16 protein-coding genes and 1 pseudogene are annotated in these 13,429 nt (G+C 63.4%); 13 read left to right on the top strand and 4 right to left on the bottom strand.

The features are described 5' to 3' along the window. The coding region (locus RSW2DRAFT_RS18005; protein ID WP_156790719.1) for a hypothetical protein at nucleotides 1-1,754 on the bottom strand (1,754 nt) is incomplete at its 3' end. A gap of 221 nt (nucleotides 1,755-1,975) precedes the next feature. Here RSW2DRAFT_RS18005 and RSW2DRAFT_RS13245 point away from each other — a divergent pair. The 5 genes from RSW2DRAFT_RS13245 to RSW2DRAFT_RS13265 are packed head-to-tail and all read left to right on the top strand — an operon-like array spanning nucleotide 1,976 to nucleotide 6,047. Further along, nucleotides 1,976-3,385, top strand: coding sequence for a phage portal protein (locus RSW2DRAFT_RS13245; RefSeq protein WP_008031778.1), 1,410 nt, complete (start codon nucleotides 1,976-1,978; stop codon nucleotides 3,383-3,385). After that, on the top strand, nucleotides 3,378-5,180 hold the full coding sequence (locus RSW2DRAFT_RS13250; protein WP_008031780.1) for a prohead protease/major capsid protein fusion protein: 1,803 nt from the start codon (nucleotides 3,378-3,380) through the stop codon (nucleotides 5,178-5,180). Before RSW2DRAFT_RS13245 ends, RSW2DRAFT_RS13250 begins: the two co-directional genes overlap by 8 nt. Beyond that, nucleotides 5,180-5,389 carry a phage head-tail joining protein gene (locus RSW2DRAFT_RS13255; protein WP_008031783.1) on the top strand — a complete coding sequence of 70 codons (210 nt, stop codon included), beginning with the start codon at nucleotides 5,180-5,182 and terminating at the stop codon, nucleotides 5,387-5,389. The genes RSW2DRAFT_RS13250 and RSW2DRAFT_RS13255 overlap by 1 nt, the downstream gene beginning before the upstream one ends. A gap of 2 nt (nucleotides 5,390-5,391) precedes the next feature. Next, a complete protein-coding gene (locus tag RSW2DRAFT_RS13260) occupies nucleotides 5,392-5,736 on the top strand; it encodes a DUF2190 family protein (RefSeq protein WP_008031785.1) in 345 nt (114 codons plus the stop codon). Beyond that, nucleotides 5,733-6,047 carry a hypothetical protein gene (locus RSW2DRAFT_RS13265; RefSeq protein WP_008031787.1) on the top strand — a complete coding sequence of 105 codons (315 nt, stop codon included), beginning with the start codon at nucleotides 5,733-5,735 and terminating at the stop codon, nucleotides 6,045-6,047. The genes RSW2DRAFT_RS13260 and RSW2DRAFT_RS13265 overlap by 4 nt, the downstream gene beginning before the upstream one ends. A 13-nt stretch (nucleotides 6,048-6,060) precedes the next feature. Here RSW2DRAFT_RS13265 and RSW2DRAFT_RS13270 read toward each other — a convergent pair whose 3' ends face one another. Both RSW2DRAFT_RS13270 and RSW2DRAFT_RS18010 read right to left on the bottom strand, forming a co-directional pair. After that, entirely contained in the window at nucleotides 6,061-6,276 is a 216-nt protein-coding gene (locus RSW2DRAFT_RS13270) for a hypothetical protein (RefSeq protein WP_008031790.1), read from the bottom strand. A 282-nt stretch (nucleotides 6,277-6,558) separates the two neighbouring features. Beyond that, the gene (locus tag RSW2DRAFT_RS18010; RefSeq protein ID WP_156790720.1) at nucleotides 6,559-6,780 is read right to left on the bottom strand and encodes a hypothetical protein; all 222 of its coding nucleotides are present in this window, start codon (nucleotides 6,778-6,780) and stop codon (nucleotides 6,559-6,561) included. Between the two features lie 303 nt (nucleotides 6,781-7,083). Here RSW2DRAFT_RS18010 and RSW2DRAFT_RS13275 point away from each other — a divergent pair, with 303 nt between their 5' ends. Beyond that, a complete protein-coding gene (locus tag RSW2DRAFT_RS13275; RefSeq protein WP_008031792.1) occupies nucleotides 7,084-7,683 on the top strand; it encodes a hypothetical protein in 600 nt (199 codons plus the stop codon). 25 nt (nucleotides 7,684-7,708) lie between these two features. Here RSW2DRAFT_RS13275 and RSW2DRAFT_RS13280 read toward each other — a convergent pair whose 3' ends face one another. Next, nucleotides 7,709-9,001 (bottom strand): tyrosine-type recombinase/integrase, encoded by a 1,293-nt coding sequence (locus RSW2DRAFT_RS13280; protein WP_008031793.1) that lies wholly within the window; start codon nucleotides 8,999-9,001, stop codon nucleotides 7,709-7,711. A 563-nt stretch (nucleotides 9,002-9,564) separates the two neighbouring features. On the opposite strand from RSW2DRAFT_RS13280, the gene RSW2DRAFT_RS17495 reads away from it, so the two are divergent. From RSW2DRAFT_RS17495 to RSW2DRAFT_RS13310, 7 genes and pseudogenes are all read left to right on the top strand, one after another. Then, nucleotides 9,565-9,813 (top strand): transcriptional regulator, encoded by a 249-nt coding sequence (locus tag RSW2DRAFT_RS17495; RefSeq protein ID WP_394295241.1) that lies wholly within the window; start codon nucleotides 9,565-9,567, stop codon nucleotides 9,811-9,813. Next, nucleotides 9,810-10,073: a hypothetical protein gene (locus RSW2DRAFT_RS13285; protein WP_008031798.1), complete on the top strand. Its 264-nt coding sequence runs from the start codon at nucleotides 9,810-9,812 to the stop codon at nucleotides 10,071-10,073. The genes RSW2DRAFT_RS17495 and RSW2DRAFT_RS13285 overlap by 4 nt, the downstream gene beginning before the upstream one ends. Then, nucleotides 10,070-10,465 (top strand): hypothetical protein, encoded by a 396-nt coding sequence (locus tag RSW2DRAFT_RS13290; RefSeq protein WP_008031800.1) that lies wholly within the window; start codon nucleotides 10,070-10,072, stop codon nucleotides 10,463-10,465. Before RSW2DRAFT_RS13285 ends, RSW2DRAFT_RS13290 begins: the two co-directional genes overlap by 4 nt. Next, entirely contained in the window at nucleotides 10,462-11,469 is a 1,008-nt protein-coding gene (locus RSW2DRAFT_RS13295) for a helix-turn-helix domain-containing protein (RefSeq protein ID WP_008031802.1), read from the top strand. The genes RSW2DRAFT_RS13290 and RSW2DRAFT_RS13295 overlap by 4 nt, the downstream gene beginning before the upstream one ends. Nucleotides 11,470-11,540: 71 nt before the next feature. Next, nucleotides 11,541-12,077: pseudogene (locus tag RSW2DRAFT_RS18800) on the top strand (DNA cytosine methyltransferase); the annotation flags it as partial. Beyond that, nucleotides 11,986-12,732 carry a hypothetical protein gene (locus RSW2DRAFT_RS18555; protein WP_008031805.1) on the top strand — a complete coding sequence of 249 codons (747 nt, stop codon included), beginning with the start codon at nucleotides 11,986-11,988 and terminating at the stop codon, nucleotides 12,730-12,732. The pseudogene RSW2DRAFT_RS18800 and the gene RSW2DRAFT_RS18555, both read left to right, overlap by 92 nt. Next, entirely contained in the window at nucleotides 12,729-13,409 is a 681-nt protein-coding gene (locus RSW2DRAFT_RS13310) for a hypothetical protein (RefSeq protein WP_008031807.1), read from the top strand. The genes RSW2DRAFT_RS18555 and RSW2DRAFT_RS13310 overlap by 4 nt, the downstream gene beginning before the upstream one ends. The last annotated feature ends 20 nt before the right edge of the window (nucleotides 13,410-13,429 follow it).

The raw sequence follows: 13,429 nt of genomic DNA on the forward strand, positions 1-13,429 counted from the left end.
TTATAGATTGCCCACGGCGCAATCTTCTCGCCCCGACTGATGCTTGGGGCGCTTTCAAAAAGTGCTTCAGTGTAGCGTTTCAATCGTGGGCCAATGTTTGCATCAAGCGAACGCGCCAACTCTTTTGACTCAATGCACAGGCAAACTGGACGATCGCTGTGTCCGAAAACCGCAAAGACATGATCAGGACGCTTCGCACCCTCAGCGGAGACGCGCGGCAAAGTTAGCCAGCGATGCTCAGATTCCGCGCTATCCCATCGAAACGATATGCCGGACCAATCCCCACCTGGCGGGTTGCACATGCCTTCGAAAACAACGTCCGCGCCAAGTGACTCAAACGCCACATGCAGCGCAGTATCTACGTCTTGTTCCCCAAAGCTTCGTACCCGAGCTTCGACCATCAATGGGATGTCTTCTTCCTTGAGTACCGCAGCCCAGGCATCCTTAAGGTAGCCGCGCGGCAACGCCGCCGGTTTGGTTGCGCTGTCGACCAGCACCGCGTCACTCACACCCAACACAGCTTCCCACAGTCCGTTGTCCCTCGCGAGCGCAACAGGATTGCGTGCGAGTTCATTCCAATGCGCTACGGGTGCCGGACCATACACGAAAGTCAGTAAATCACATTCGTCCCCGACAAGCATCCGTGCGAAAGGGGAAAGGCCTCGATCCGGTCGCCCATCTTCGCCGCCCGGCTTGAAACCAGTTACCCAAGCGATCGCAAGATTGCGGTTGTCATTGTCGAGCCATGCCAAAAAGTGCTCGCTAATATCGGGATATAGAGCCTTTGCTTTCGCACTGAACCTCGAGCGATGCTCTTTTGGCACAAACGACAGCGGCAGTGCTTTTGATGTCAGACCGAAAGCTTCCTTTGCGCCTATCGCCATGAAAGCACTAGCTGAAACGGTCAGACTCTTGATCGAAGTTGTTTTCTTCCACGCGAGGCGAGCATTTATATTGAGAAAATCTGGTAAGCTCTGGCCTGCCATCACAGCGTCATGTGCACTTTTCCACTGCACACCGGTTAGCCCGTCGTTGCGCTTTTTTGAATCCGCAAGAAGTTTCACGAGCGCGACACATTTTTCGCCAAGGCGAGATGCTGCTTGTTCCGTCGGTAGGCCGAGCACTGCAAGTCTCAGAAACTCAAGAAAGTTTTCTTTGCCAAAGATGGGACCGAAGCGCTGAATCGTTTCCTCGGTGGCACCGGCGTTCGCCTCATAGACTGGCAGACAAACGGAACCATGATATCGCGTCATGGCGAAAAAGCTGAATGGGATCGCCGGATTGGGCATCCGCTCAGCTTTAAGACCACGATCTGCGTCTAACTCAAAACCGCCCAGTTCTGCGACGAAGAAATAAGGTACGTCGGCATGGGCAAAAGAAAACGCTCGGCCATGGCGCTGCCATGCTTGGTTTCCCGCTGGCAGCGCCCCGCAGAACTCAATAGCGGCGACGGGCTGCTCTTCCCCGTTTTGAATAAGCGTCACGATGGCGTCGGCTGCTTCGCGCAACCTCCCGCCAGATCTTTTGACAAAAGCAAGAACGTCCTGATTCCAGCGACGATCACCGTAGCCTGGTAGAAACTGAAAAACTAAATTTTGGCCTTCCAGCATTACCGTATAGACGGGACATGTCACTGATACGCTGGGGCCGACAACTTCGTGAACTAGATCGCCAAGACCGCTGACGATGTAGTCAAACGCGCGAACACATTCCACAATGTTATCACCATGAATGTTGAAGGTTTTCTTGTTCAACGGCACGCCCCCAAAATCAGCCCCGGCCGCCAATGGCTTGAGATCATGGCTGCTTCTAGCAGAACGGCATCGGCAACAACATCCCCGACTCACAGGAGCAGTGTTTTCCCGGACTAGTCCGATGTTCGATCCAGCACTGGGCGCCTTCGTTTCAAAGCTTTCCCGACCCTTCCCAACCGCTCTGATACCCCAGAACCGTTGAGCGTGAGAGACTCCGCTCCATGCGGACGCTCCTTCATCGCCTCCTCGGCCTCACACGCACGCGCGGCTTTGACGCGGCGGGTGGTGGTCGTCGTTGGGAAGGCGCGCGCAGCGTCGATGGCCTAAACACGGCGATCTTGGCGGGCGCGACCACGGCGGCTCGGCGGGCGGGATGGTATGCACGCAACAACCCATGGGTCGCGGCGGCGGTGGACAGCCTGGTGGGCAATGTCGTCGGCGCGGGGATCAAGCCGCAATCTACCCATCCCGACCGGGCGGTACGAGAGCGGCTTCAGGTGCTGTGGCTGCGCTGGACCGATCATGCCGATCCCGGTGGGCTAGCGGACTTCTATGGGCTGCAGGCCATGGCCGTGCGGGCGATGGTCGAGGGCGGCGAAAGTTTCGCACGGCTGCGTGTGTTGCCGGATGCGACCGCCGTTCCCTTGCACATCGACCTGCTGGATCGGGACCAGGTGCCGCTGGACCTGCATCGCGACATCGGTGGTGGCGCGCGCATCCGGGCGGGAATCGAATTCAACGGCGCTGGGCAGCGCACCGCCTATTGGGTGATGCGGGATCGGCCCGGCGATCCGCTGACCTCCCTGCGGCTGGAACCGCTGCGCCTGCCCGCCACGGATTGCCTGCATCTCTTCAAGCCGCTGGCGGCTGGACAGTTGCGCGGGATCACCTGGCTTGCCCCGGTGCTGTTGCGGCTGCACGAGTTGGACCAGTTCGAGGATGCGGCGCTGGTCAAGGCCAAGGTGGCGGCGCTGTTCACCGGATTCATCACCGATCCGGACGGCACGGCGGGCGGCCTGAGCGGGACGAACACCAACGGCGCGCTGACCGTGGGTATGGAGCCCGGCAGCCTGATCCCCCTGCCACCCGGCACCGACATCCGCTTTTCCAACCCGACCGAGAGCGATGCCTATGGCCCCTTCGTCAAGAACCACCTTCGCGCCGTGGCCGCTGGCATGGGCTTGCCATACGAACTGGTCTCGGGCGATCTCGAGGGCGTGACGTATTCCTCTATCCGCGCCGGGCTGATCGAGTTTCGTCGCCGGGTCGAGCAGTTGCAGCACAATGTGGTCGTGCACCTGTTCTGCCGCCCCGTCTGGGACCGCTTCGTACGGCTGGCAGTGCTGTCGGGCGATCTGCCTGCGCGCGATTTCGACCGTGATCCTGCGGCATATCTCGGCTGCGAATGGCTCCCGCCGAAGTTCGACTACGTCGATCCCAAGAAAGACGTCGAGGCCGAGATCCTCGCCATCAACGCAGGTCTGAAAAGCCGACGCCAGGCGATTTCCGAACGGGGGTACGACGCCGAACAGGTCGATGCCGAAATCGCTGCCGACAAGGCGCGCACCGATGCGCTGGGCCTGAGCTTTGGCGCACCGCCTGTCCAGAAGGAGGACGTTCCAGATGAATGACACTATCACGCTTCTGACCCGTCGCGCCGACCTGGCCCCGGCCAGCGCCAACCGCGATAACCGCACCGTCGAGGTGATCTGGTCCACCGGCGCGCCCGTGCGCCGCCGCGCCATGGCTGGCCAGTACATCGAACGCCTCAGCCTTGCGCCCGAGGCGGTGGACCTGTCGCGGTTGCAAGGGGCCAGCGTCCTCGATGCGCATCGCCAATCCGCCGTCCGCGATGTGCTGGGCAGCGTGCAATCCGCCGCCGTCGATGGCCAGCGTGGCACGGCGCTGATCCGCTTTTCCTCGCGCCCCGAGGTGGAACCCCTCTGGCAGGACGTGTTGTCCGGGATCCTGCGGCACGTCTCGGTCGGCTATTCGGTGGAGGAATGGGCCGAGACCATCGAGAACGGCGCGCGGGTGCTGACCGCCGTACGCTGGACGCCCCATGAGATTTCCCTTGTCCCCACCCCGGCTGACCCGGGTGCCCGCATTCGCATGGAGACCAACATGACCGAAACGACCATCACGCCTGCCCCGCCCGAGGCGCAAACCCGCGCCGCGATCAATACGGAGATCCGTTCCATCGCCCGCATCGCCGGGCTGGACCAGTCCTGGATCGACGGCCAGATCGACGCAGCGGCGGATGCCGACAGCGCACGCCGTGCCGCCTTCGAGGCGCTGGCAACCCGCAGCGCGCCCACGATCCGCACAGAACAGGTCCGCGTTGAAATGGGCGAGAGCCAGGACGACCCAGCCCTGCGCGCCCACCAGATGGGTGAGGCCCTCTATGCCCGCATCAACCCGCGCCACGATCTCAGCGAACCGGCGCGGCGCTATACCTATGCCACGCCGGTCGACATGGCGAAGGAACTGCTGACCCTGCGCGGCGAGTCCACGATGGCCCTGTCGCCCGCCAGCCTCGTCACCCGCGCCCTGCACACGACCTCAGACTTCCCGATCATTCTCGGCAATACCGTGGGCCGGGTGCTGCGCGATGCCTATCAGGCTGCGCCCTCAGGCATCCGCCGTCTTGGCCGCCAGACCTCGGCGCGGGATTTCCGGTCGGTGAACAAGATCATGCTGGGCGAGGCCCCTCTGCTGGAAAAGCTGAACGAGCACGGCGAGATCAAGGCCGGGACGATGGCCGAGGCGCGCGAGGCCTACAAGATCGAGACTTGGGCCAAGAAGATCGGCATCACGCGGCAGGTGCTGGTGAACGACGACCTCGGGGCCTTCTCGGACCTTGCCCGCCGCATGGGCCAGGGGGCGGCCGAGACCGAGGCGCGGATCCTCGTCACCCTCCTGGAGGCGAACAGCGGCAACGGCCCGACCCTGTCGGACACGAAGGCGCTGTTCCATGTCGATCACGGCAACAAGGCGGCGAGCGGCGCTGTGATTTCCGATGCCACGCTTTCCGCCGCCCGGCTGGCGCTGCGCACCCAGAAAGGTATCGACGGGCGCATCATCCGGGTGACGCCGAAGAACTTGCTGGTCCCGCCCGCGCTGGAAACGGTGGCCGAGAAGTGGCTTGCCACCATCGCGCCCGCAACCGCCGCCGATGTGAACCCCTTCTCGGGTGCCATGTCGCTGGTGGTCGAACCACGCCTGTCCAGCGCAACCCGCTGGTATGTCACTGCAGATCCCGGCGAGATCGACGGCCTCGAGTTCGCCTACCTCTCGGGCAACGAAGGGCCCCAGGTCGAAAGCCGCTCCGGTTGGGACGTCGACGGAGTGGAAATCCGGGTGATCCTGGACTTCGGCGCTGGCTTCATCGACCACCGCAGCTGGTTCCAGAACGCAGGCGCGTAATGGCCGACCTCGCCCAACTCACCGCCTGGCGCGACGCCCTGATGGCCGCCCGCTATCAGGGCATCCGCACCGTCGAATACGACGGCAAGCGGGTCACCTATGCGACCGACGTAGAAATGGCGGCCGCGCTGGGCGACCTCAACCGGCAGATCACCGGCATCACGGCGCGCATCGCCGTGGTCCGCATCCAATCCTCGAAAGGGCTCTGACCATGAAGAACCATATTCAGAAAGGCGACGTCATCACCGTGCCCGCTCCCGCAGGCGGCACCGTCTCTGGCGAGGGCGTGATCGTCGGAAACATCTTCGGCGTCGCTGCCTACTCCGCCGCTGTGGGCGAACCGGTCGAACTTGCCACCATCGGCGTCTATCAGCTACCGAAAGCCACCGCCGCCGTGCTGACAGTCGGCGCACGCGTGGCGTGGGACAACACGGCCAAGAACATCAACGTGCCGGGCACTGGGCGTTTCCCGGTGGGCATCGCAACCGAGGCCGCCGGGAACGGCATCACCAGCGTCGCTGTTCGGCTGGATGGCGTGGGGACCGTGGCAGCATGATGGAGCGAGATGTCCGCGCCGTTCTGCATGGTCTCACCCTGTTGGTCGCTGACACGAAGGGGGCGAGCCAGCTTGATGCGATGCGCAATTACGCAGCGATCATGGCCCTGTGCGCCGATCTCCGGAGGTCGGCTACTGAATACAATGGGACATGGAACATCACTATGGTCATCGGTGAGGTGGAAAACCATATGGCGGCGGTCGCTGGGCTGTTCCCCACTTGGGACTTGCCGCAGGATCAACACCGCGTGGGCGCACATGCTGCCATCAGCAAGCTGGCCATGGGCACGTGCTTTGGCTTGACCGTCTAGTCAGTAGATATGTTCAGTCTGCGTGCTCGCCTTCGCAGAACGCCATGTCGGTGATTTCGCGAAGGCGGGCGCGATAGTGGTCCAGCGTGCCGACATGGCCCCAAGTCACGTCCTCGGGGCTGTATCCGAAGTGGTCGGCACTGTGCGCCACCAGCCGCCCCATCATCGCGTCGATCTCGTTCTTGGCGGCGATGAAGGCGTCCAGCGCGGCGTCGTTGGTCTTGGGCATGATGGTCCCCGAGTTGGTTGCGAGGACATGACGGCTCTGGTTTGCCCGGAGGTCAAGTTCAATCGGACATGGAACGTCCCGCGAACATCCGACCATTTCCATGTCGCATGGGTGTTGCACGGAGGAAATCGGAACGGCTGCAAGCCTTTGGAATCGCGAAGAAACGTGTTGTTCTGTGTTGCAAACGCAAAAAGCGCCCCGTGGGGCGCCTTACATCGGCCTAAGCCATTGTTATGTTGTTAGAAAGTCTGGTTGCGGGGACAGGATTTGAACCTGTGACCTTCAGGTTATGAGCCAAAAACCCCGCGATTCCAATAGCTTATGCATTTCAACGACTTGCGCGCCAAGCCTTTGATCTGGCGGATTTTCCATCCCTGCAACGACCGACATTGACCGATTTTCACCGGCATTGGCCGCGCGAAAATGGCGTATGCGCGTTGACATGGCGTTGACATGGATGGCGCGCTTGCGATCCTCGCTGACCATCGCGCCGGGCGGCGCCATGGCGGAAATCGGCGTCTCCAGAGGCGGCCATCCACAGATTTTCCTTGGCGCGCGTTTATCCACAGATTCGTCGTCATCCCCCTCTTGCCCCGAATCGAGGCCGGGTGCAGCCTGCACGCATGGGGAGAGCAGTCCTCAATCAAAAGCAGAACAGGTTAAGAAACCGGCACTTATGGGTCGAAGAAGGCGCGTCAGCGCCCTGATCCTGTATGTCGATTTTTCCCGCTTTGCACACAAGAAACCTTGGTCAGCAGGCGGTACAGGCACGTTCCCTCCTCTGGTCATTTTGAGGAAGGATTCATCGTGGCTTTACCACCGCGCGTATTTTTCACGCTGTACGAAACGTCAGTTCGTTGGAACTGTTCCCTCGCCGACATTGTTGGCTGGTCAGATGTCGGCAAGCTGAACATCAAGACGGGGATCAGCCTGGTGCACTGCGGGGATACCGCTGTCGCGGGCAAGGTCACTCTGTCACCGATGGACCTACTGCCCTTGTTTCGGCGCAGCGGTCCCTGCCCGACCGAGGGGGTGGTGCAGCGGATAATGCAGCCCGGTGCGTCCAACTGGTTGATCATCACCGAACCCGCAGGCGGGGTGGCCGTGGCTGTCGCCGACATGCTGATCCTCGCCACAGACGTCTTCGACTTTGAGGACGATCACGATTTGATCCGCAAGGTGGCGATCAACACCGTTTCCGGGTCAGGCTATGATTGGGAGGGCATGAACGTCGCGCTGATCGTCCGCATCCATGAACACGGCTTGCCCGCGACGCAAGCAGACCTGGTCGCCGAGATGCAGGAGTGGTTCGCCAACAGGTCTGACGGCACCAAGATGCCCGACAGCCGCAGCATCCGGCGCCGGATCACGCCGATCTGGCGTGCCTTGCGGCGCGAGGACGCCTGAGCGACCCTGCGCCGGGCTGGTTCGATCACGCGGACTTCCGGTCCACCGGCTCTGCATCGGCATCATGCACCAACACGGGCCGTGGCCGGAACATGCTGGCCACGGCATCGACACCCGCCCGCAGCGGGGAATCCATCAGGTGGGCATAGCGCTGGGTCGTTTGCATCTGCGAATGGCCCAGCAGCTTGCCGATCATTTCCAGCGAGGCCCCACCGCTGACCAGCAGGGAAGCGAAGGTGTGGCGCAGGTCGTGGATCCGGACATCGGGCAGTTTGGCGTCTTTCTGGATGTTGATCCAGAAGCGGCGGATTTCCTTCACCGGCTGGCCGGGCGTGTCGCCGGGAAACAGCCAAGGATTGCCTTTTGGGACGACCAGCCCGCGCTGGCGCACGATGGCCGCAACCTCGGCCGAAATCGGGATGCGATGGATCTTGCGCTGCTTGGTGCTGGCGGCTGGCTTTGACCAACTGCACAGTTCCAGATTGAACTGTTCAAAGCGCGCCTGCCGCACCTCGCCCACACGGCTGCCGGTCAGCATGCACAGCCGGATGATGCCCGCCCCGCGCTGATCCTTCGCGGCGTCCAGTGCCTCGGCCAGCTTGCCGATTTCGTCCTGCGACAGGAACCGTTCGCGTTCATTCTCGATCCGCTTCTTGAAGCCCGACGCCGGATTGTCGGCGCGCCAGTCCCAGCCGATGGCAAGGGTGAACATCTTGCGCAGCACCTCGCCCACCCGGTTGGCGCGGATCGGCGTCGGCTTGGGCCCCTGCAACTTGCGCGCGCGGTTGTTGGGCTTTTCCTTTGAGGGCCGCGCCCTGCCCTTGGCGATGATGTTCAACAATTTCGCCACATCATGCGGTGTGATCTCGGTCACCAGCTTTCGGCCCCAATGCGGGGCCACCAGCTTGCTCAGCATCGAGCGTTGGTCAGACGCGTTGGTGGGGGCCAGGTGCGGCACATGCTCGTCGAGGTACCGGTCGATCATGTTGCTGAACCTTGGGGCCTCACGCAACTCGCCACGCTCGCCCAGCGGATCGCGACCTTCGTCAATCTCGCGGCGCAGGTCGCGCGCCCGTTCGCGGGCTGCCGTCACGGTCCATTCGGGCCAGCGCCCGATGGCCATGCGGCGCTGGGCCCCGGCAAAGCGGTAGTCCAGCGCGAAGGACCGGCTGCCCGACCGCAGGATCCGGATGGAAAAACCCCGGACCTCCGTGTCGAATATCTGGTAATCGCGATCCGTTTCCGGCGCTGCCTCCCGGACGGATTTATCGTTCAATCGCAGCCGTTTGGGCGATGGTCGCGTCATGCTTTTGGCCATGGATGGTCTCCCCTTTCGCCTCCGACACAGGCGTAGATTCGCAGGCTTATCAAGCGAAGCACGCGGATCGGGGTGGCGGGGAGGCGCAGGGTGGCATTCATTTTCCCCTGCCGCGCCACCCCTTGTTTTATTGAGAGTTTCGAGAAATCGGCGGCCCGCCGAGGCCGTCATTCCGGGTCACACGGGGCAGCAACAAGCCCCAAGAGGCCGAATTCTCGTGCCAAATCTGTAAATCCTCAATGAATTCAGAGGGTGGCGCGATTTCAGCGTGCCTTTGCCACCCTGCCACCCCCTGAAACCCTGCATTTGCTGCCGAATGTCGGCCAATCCGGGCCAAACGGGCAAAGCAGACCCAAACCGGACCTGTGGTCGGGGCGGGGCGGGCCGCAATCAGCCTAGCCACGCCTCAACGAGAGCCGCCAAAACACCGAAAACGTCAATGAAACAAGGGGTGGCGCGCAAACCGGTTTTCAGTGCCACCCCGCGCCTTCCCGCCACCCCTGACGGCCTGCGCTTCATGTCTCCAGAAATCAGCCCTTTCCGGGCGATCAACGGAAGGACACATGATGACAGCAACGGGATCATCCGCACGACCCGCCTCGGCTGGCTTGCTGGGCGGCTGGATCAGCCGCCTCGACCTCGCCCTTGAATTGGGCGTCACGGTCGACACGCTGCGCCGGTGGGAGGCCCAACGTTTCGGGCCACCCTGCGTGCGCGCCGGTCGCAAGGTCTTTTATCGCCGTGACGGGGTGCGCGACTGGCTGCAGCTGCAGGAAGTGCCCAGCCCCCGGCGCGCAGGTGGCCGTCGATGACCGCCGCCCTCTCGCACCCGTTGGTCGGGTCGGCCACTTCCGTCGACTGGATCCTTGATCGCGTGACCGAAGCACGCGGCATTCTGGCCGACACGACCCGGCATCCGGACTCGCTGGTCATCCTCGCGGCCCGGATTGTGGCCGGGCAGACGGACGATGCCGGGGAATGTGCGGAGGCCATCGACCTGCTGCGTCTGCTGGACAGGCGGCCCTTGTACGCGGTCGCCGCTGCCGCCTTCCCGAAGGGCGGTGCCGCATGAACCGGCGCAGCACCCCCGAGGCGGATGCCCAGCGCGCCATCGTGCAGGCGTTGCGCTTCGCCCTGCCCCGCGACGCCATCGTCCATCACTGTGCCAACGAGGTGACCGAAGCCGGGCCCCGAGGTGCCAGGCGCCAATCGATCCTCGTCGGCATGGGCGTCCATGCCGGATTTGCCGACCTGATCGTGATCTGCGGCGGCCGCGTGCTGTTCCTCGAGGTCAAAAGCGAAACCGGCCGAATGCGCAAATCGCAAGAGGTCTTCCGCGACACGGTCTGCGCGCAGGGGTTTGGCTGGGCGCTGGTCAGGTCGGTTGACGACGCGCTGGGCGCGCTGGCCGACAATGGCTTCACCAGCCGCGCGCAGCTTCCATCACGGAGGGCCGCGCCATGAGCCATGACGCCACCAACTGGGCGATCCAGCGGCGCGGGTTGAAGCCGACAACCAAGATTGTGCTCTGGCACCTGTGTGATCGCTTTAACCCCGACTTTGGCTGCTTTCCGTCGCAAGACAGGCTGGCGCATGATTGCGAGATCAGCCGCTCCACCCTGAACGAACATCTTGACCGGCTGGAGGCGGAGCACCTCCTTCGGCGGGTGCCTCGCATCGATCCCGTCACTAAGCGACATCTGCCGACCCGCTACATCTTGGGGTTCGAGGAAGGCTTTGCACCACATGATCCCGAGCCATGTCCAGAATCCGGACACGGGTTTTTGCACCTTGGCCACGACGCTGAAACTGCCTGTGAAATCGCTGTCAGCGGGGCGATTCCGGCCGAGCCGTGTCCGGAAATCGCACACGGCAATCCGGAGGAACCCGTGTCCGGATTTTGTCCCGACCCGTGTCCGGAAAATGCCCAAAGCCGTGTCCGGAATCCGGACACTAACCTTGTAAGGGAACCACTAAGTAAACCAGTAAAGGAGGAGGAGGGTGCGCAAGCGCACGAGGCGATCTCGAATGAATTTTTCGGGAAGCTGCTTGCCGCGCTGGGCCTCGACCCCGCCGCCCTGCCCGGCTGGTGGAAAGGCTGGCCGCCCCGGCTGCACGTCCAGCGCTGGCGTGACGAGCTGGGGCTGACCGAGGCGGAGATTGTCGCCAGCGCCGGGGCGTCCCGCCAGGAGCACCCCGAACCGCCAGATGGGCCCAAGGCACTGGACCGCGCAATGCAGCGTGCTGTCCAGCGCAAGATTGAGGATGCGGGGCGGAAACGGCGAAAGCCAAAGGCGGCGGCATCATCGGCGGCGAAGCCGATCATCGATCTGCCCGCATTCTACGCCGACATCCTGAATTCCGGTCGTTACCTGCCCGTCAGTTCGATCAGCAACACCACGCGTGACGCCATGCTGGCCCGGGGCTTGGTCACGTCCGAACAACTCCGCATGCGGGGGATCCGGTGAATGGCATGGTGTCACGTCCCCGGCACGGATTGTCCCTCTGCGCAGGCGGCGGAGGCCTTGATCTGGGCGTCATGCTGGCCGAACCAAGCTTCCACACCCGCGCATTCGTGGAGTGGGAGGTCTGGCCTCGGACCGTCCTCATCGCCGCCCAACGCGCAGGATACTTCGCCCCAGCTCCGATCTGGGACGACCTACGATCCTTCGATGCCCGGTCCTTCTGCGGTGCCTTCGACATCGTCCTCGCCGGGTATCCCTGCCAGCCCTTCAGCGCGGCCGGAAAGCGCCATGGTGCCAACGATCCGCGCCACCTCTGGCCCGATGTCGCACGTGTCATCGGCGAATGCCGCCCCGAATGGGTGTTCCTCGAAAACGTGCCCGGTCACGTCACCCTCGGGCTTGAAACCGTTCTGCGAGAGCTTTGGGGACTGGGCTACACGCCTGCGGCGGGTTTGTTCTCGTCGGCAGAAATTGGCGCGCCGCACCAACGGCTCCGCATCTTCATCCTGGCCCACGCCTATGAGCCTGCATCCCGGCACGGATCGCTACAACCCAGCCGGGAACAGCGACTTCACCCGCAAGGCCGAGGCGCTGGCGCTGGGCATCACCAACTGGTCGACGCCGAAAGCCACCGATGGCGCGAAGGGTGGGCCGGGTCAGAGCTATGGGTCGGGCGGGATGCCACCCCTGCCTGCGCAGGCAGCACAGTGGCAAAGGCCAGTGGCCGACGACCAGATGGATCGGCTCCGCGGCAAGATCAACAGCCGGGGCGAGCCGAAGCTGTCGGCACAGGCGCTGCAATGGCCGACTCCGGCGGCGCAGAACTGGAAGGGATCAAGCGAGGCAAGCGTCACCCGGGCGGATGGCAAAAGCCGGATGGATATCCTGCACTACCGGGCCGAACAGGGCTTCACCCGCCCGGCCCCGGCGATTTTGCCGGATGGGCGGCGGTCCTCGCCGCACGCCCCGATCTCGCGCCCGCTCTGGGCTTCGATGATTGCCTCGCATGGGCGCGTCGTCTCGCGGCGTATCCTGAAGGGCCGGTCGCGGCGGCGGCTGAACCCGCTCTTTGTCGGATGGCTGATGGGCTGGCCCATCGGGCACGCGCTTTGCGCCTGCTCGGCAACGGAGTTCACCCTCTGGCAGCAGCACATGCGTGGCGATCTCTCGCAGCTTCCCACGGCCTCGGGCCCGTGGATCTGGCGGCCGATGGATCAGGCCCAGCGCCCGGCGCAGATGGATTTTCTTGAAGGGTTGCAGCCATGAGCGTCCAGGGACGGATCGGGCGCGCAGGCGGCGGCAAGGTCAAACGCGAGCTGAGCGTGCAGGCGGCTCTGGATTGGGCATTCCGCGTGGAACAGGCGCAACTGGAACTGCCACCGCCGACGGACGTGACCGACGAAGGCTTCGGTTTCGGGCTGGAGTATGTCCTGCTGCAGCAAGCCGCGCTGGGCTGCAAGGTCGATGGCGGCCAACACAAGATGGGCAGTTACACCCATGCTGACGCTGAGGTGATTGCGGCAACGGTGGCAGGGATGCCCTCCAACCTCGGCGGCATCCGCATGGCGATCTGCGTGGTGGAACTGGCGCGCGCTGGCATGACGCCAGACTGGATGCCCGGCGCCGTGCCACGCTGCGTGCCGGTCGAGACCAAGCAAAACCAGTATGGCGAACGCGCGGCCACCATCGTCGTCGGCACCGAGCGGGTGAAGACGCGCGGCAAGTGGCGAACAGTCGAGTTGCTGGCCTGCCCTGTCACCTGGCGGCCGCATCCGGAGCAGATCGCCTACGCACGGCGCGGATATGACGAATGGTGGCAGGCGCTGGATTGGGTGCGGGACGGGCTGATCGCGGGCAGGATGCTGCGGGAGGTGGAGGTGACGACGGCGATGCCGAAGGAGCGGCCGTGGTTTTCGACGCAACCGAGAGCAATCAACCGCTAGTAAAGGCTGGCAAAGTCTGG

The sequence above is a fragment of the Rhodobacter ferrooxidans genome (genome assembly GCF_000176015.1).
GTDB classification, from domain to species: Bacteria; Pseudomonadota; Alphaproteobacteria; order Rhodobacterales; family Rhodobacteraceae; genus Pseudorhodobacter_B; species Pseudorhodobacter_B ferrooxidans.

Excerpts from the sequence above, each read along its gene's own strand:
- RSW2DRAFT_RS18010 (WP_156790720.1), bottom strand. The coding sequence starts at position 6,780 with ATGGCGCCGCCCGGCGCGATGGTCAGCGAGGATCGCAAGCGCGCCATC.
- RSW2DRAFT_RS13310 (WP_008031807.1), top strand. The coding sequence starts at position 12,729 with ATGAGCGTCCAGGGACGGATCGGGCGCGCAGGCGGCGGCAAGGTCAAA.
- RSW2DRAFT_RS13255 (WP_008031783.1), top strand. The coding sequence starts at position 5,180 with ATGGCCGACCTCGCCCAACTCACCGCCTGGCGCGACGCCCTGATGGCC.
- RSW2DRAFT_RS13260 (WP_008031785.1), top strand. The coding sequence starts at position 5,392 with ATGAAGAACCATATTCAGAAAGGCGACGTCATCACCGTGCCCGCTCCC.
- RSW2DRAFT_RS13270 (WP_008031790.1), bottom strand. The coding sequence starts at position 6,276 with ATGCCCAAGACCAACGACGCCGCGCTGGACGCCTTCATCGCCGCCAAG.
- RSW2DRAFT_RS17495 (WP_394295241.1), top strand. The coding sequence starts at position 9,565 with ATGATGACAGCAACGGGATCATCCGCACGACCCGCCTCGGCTGGCTTG.
- RSW2DRAFT_RS13250 (WP_008031780.1), top strand. The coding sequence starts at position 3,378 with ATGAATGACACTATCACGCTTCTGACCCGTCGCGCCGACCTGGCCCCG.
- RSW2DRAFT_RS13285 (WP_008031798.1), top strand. The coding sequence starts at position 9,810 with ATGACCGCCGCCCTCTCGCACCCGTTGGTCGGGTCGGCCACTTCCGTC.
- RSW2DRAFT_RS18555 (WP_008031805.1), top strand. The coding sequence starts at position 11,986 with ATGAGCCTGCATCCCGGCACGGATCGCTACAACCCAGCCGGGAACAGC.
- RSW2DRAFT_RS13245 (WP_008031778.1), top strand. The coding sequence starts at position 1,976 with ATGCGGACGCTCCTTCATCGCCTCCTCGGCCTCACACGCACGCGCGGC.
- RSW2DRAFT_RS13280 (WP_008031793.1), bottom strand. The coding sequence starts at position 9,001 with ATGGCCAAAAGCATGACGCGACCATCGCCCAAACGGCTGCGATTGAAC.
- RSW2DRAFT_RS13295 (WP_008031802.1), top strand. The coding sequence starts at position 10,462 with ATGAGCCATGACGCCACCAACTGGGCGATCCAGCGGCGCGGGTTGAAG.
- RSW2DRAFT_RS13290 (WP_008031800.1), top strand. The coding sequence starts at position 10,070 with ATGAACCGGCGCAGCACCCCCGAGGCGGATGCCCAGCGCGCCATCGTG.
- RSW2DRAFT_RS13265 (WP_008031787.1), top strand. The coding sequence starts at position 5,733 with ATGATGGAGCGAGATGTCCGCGCCGTTCTGCATGGTCTCACCCTGTTG.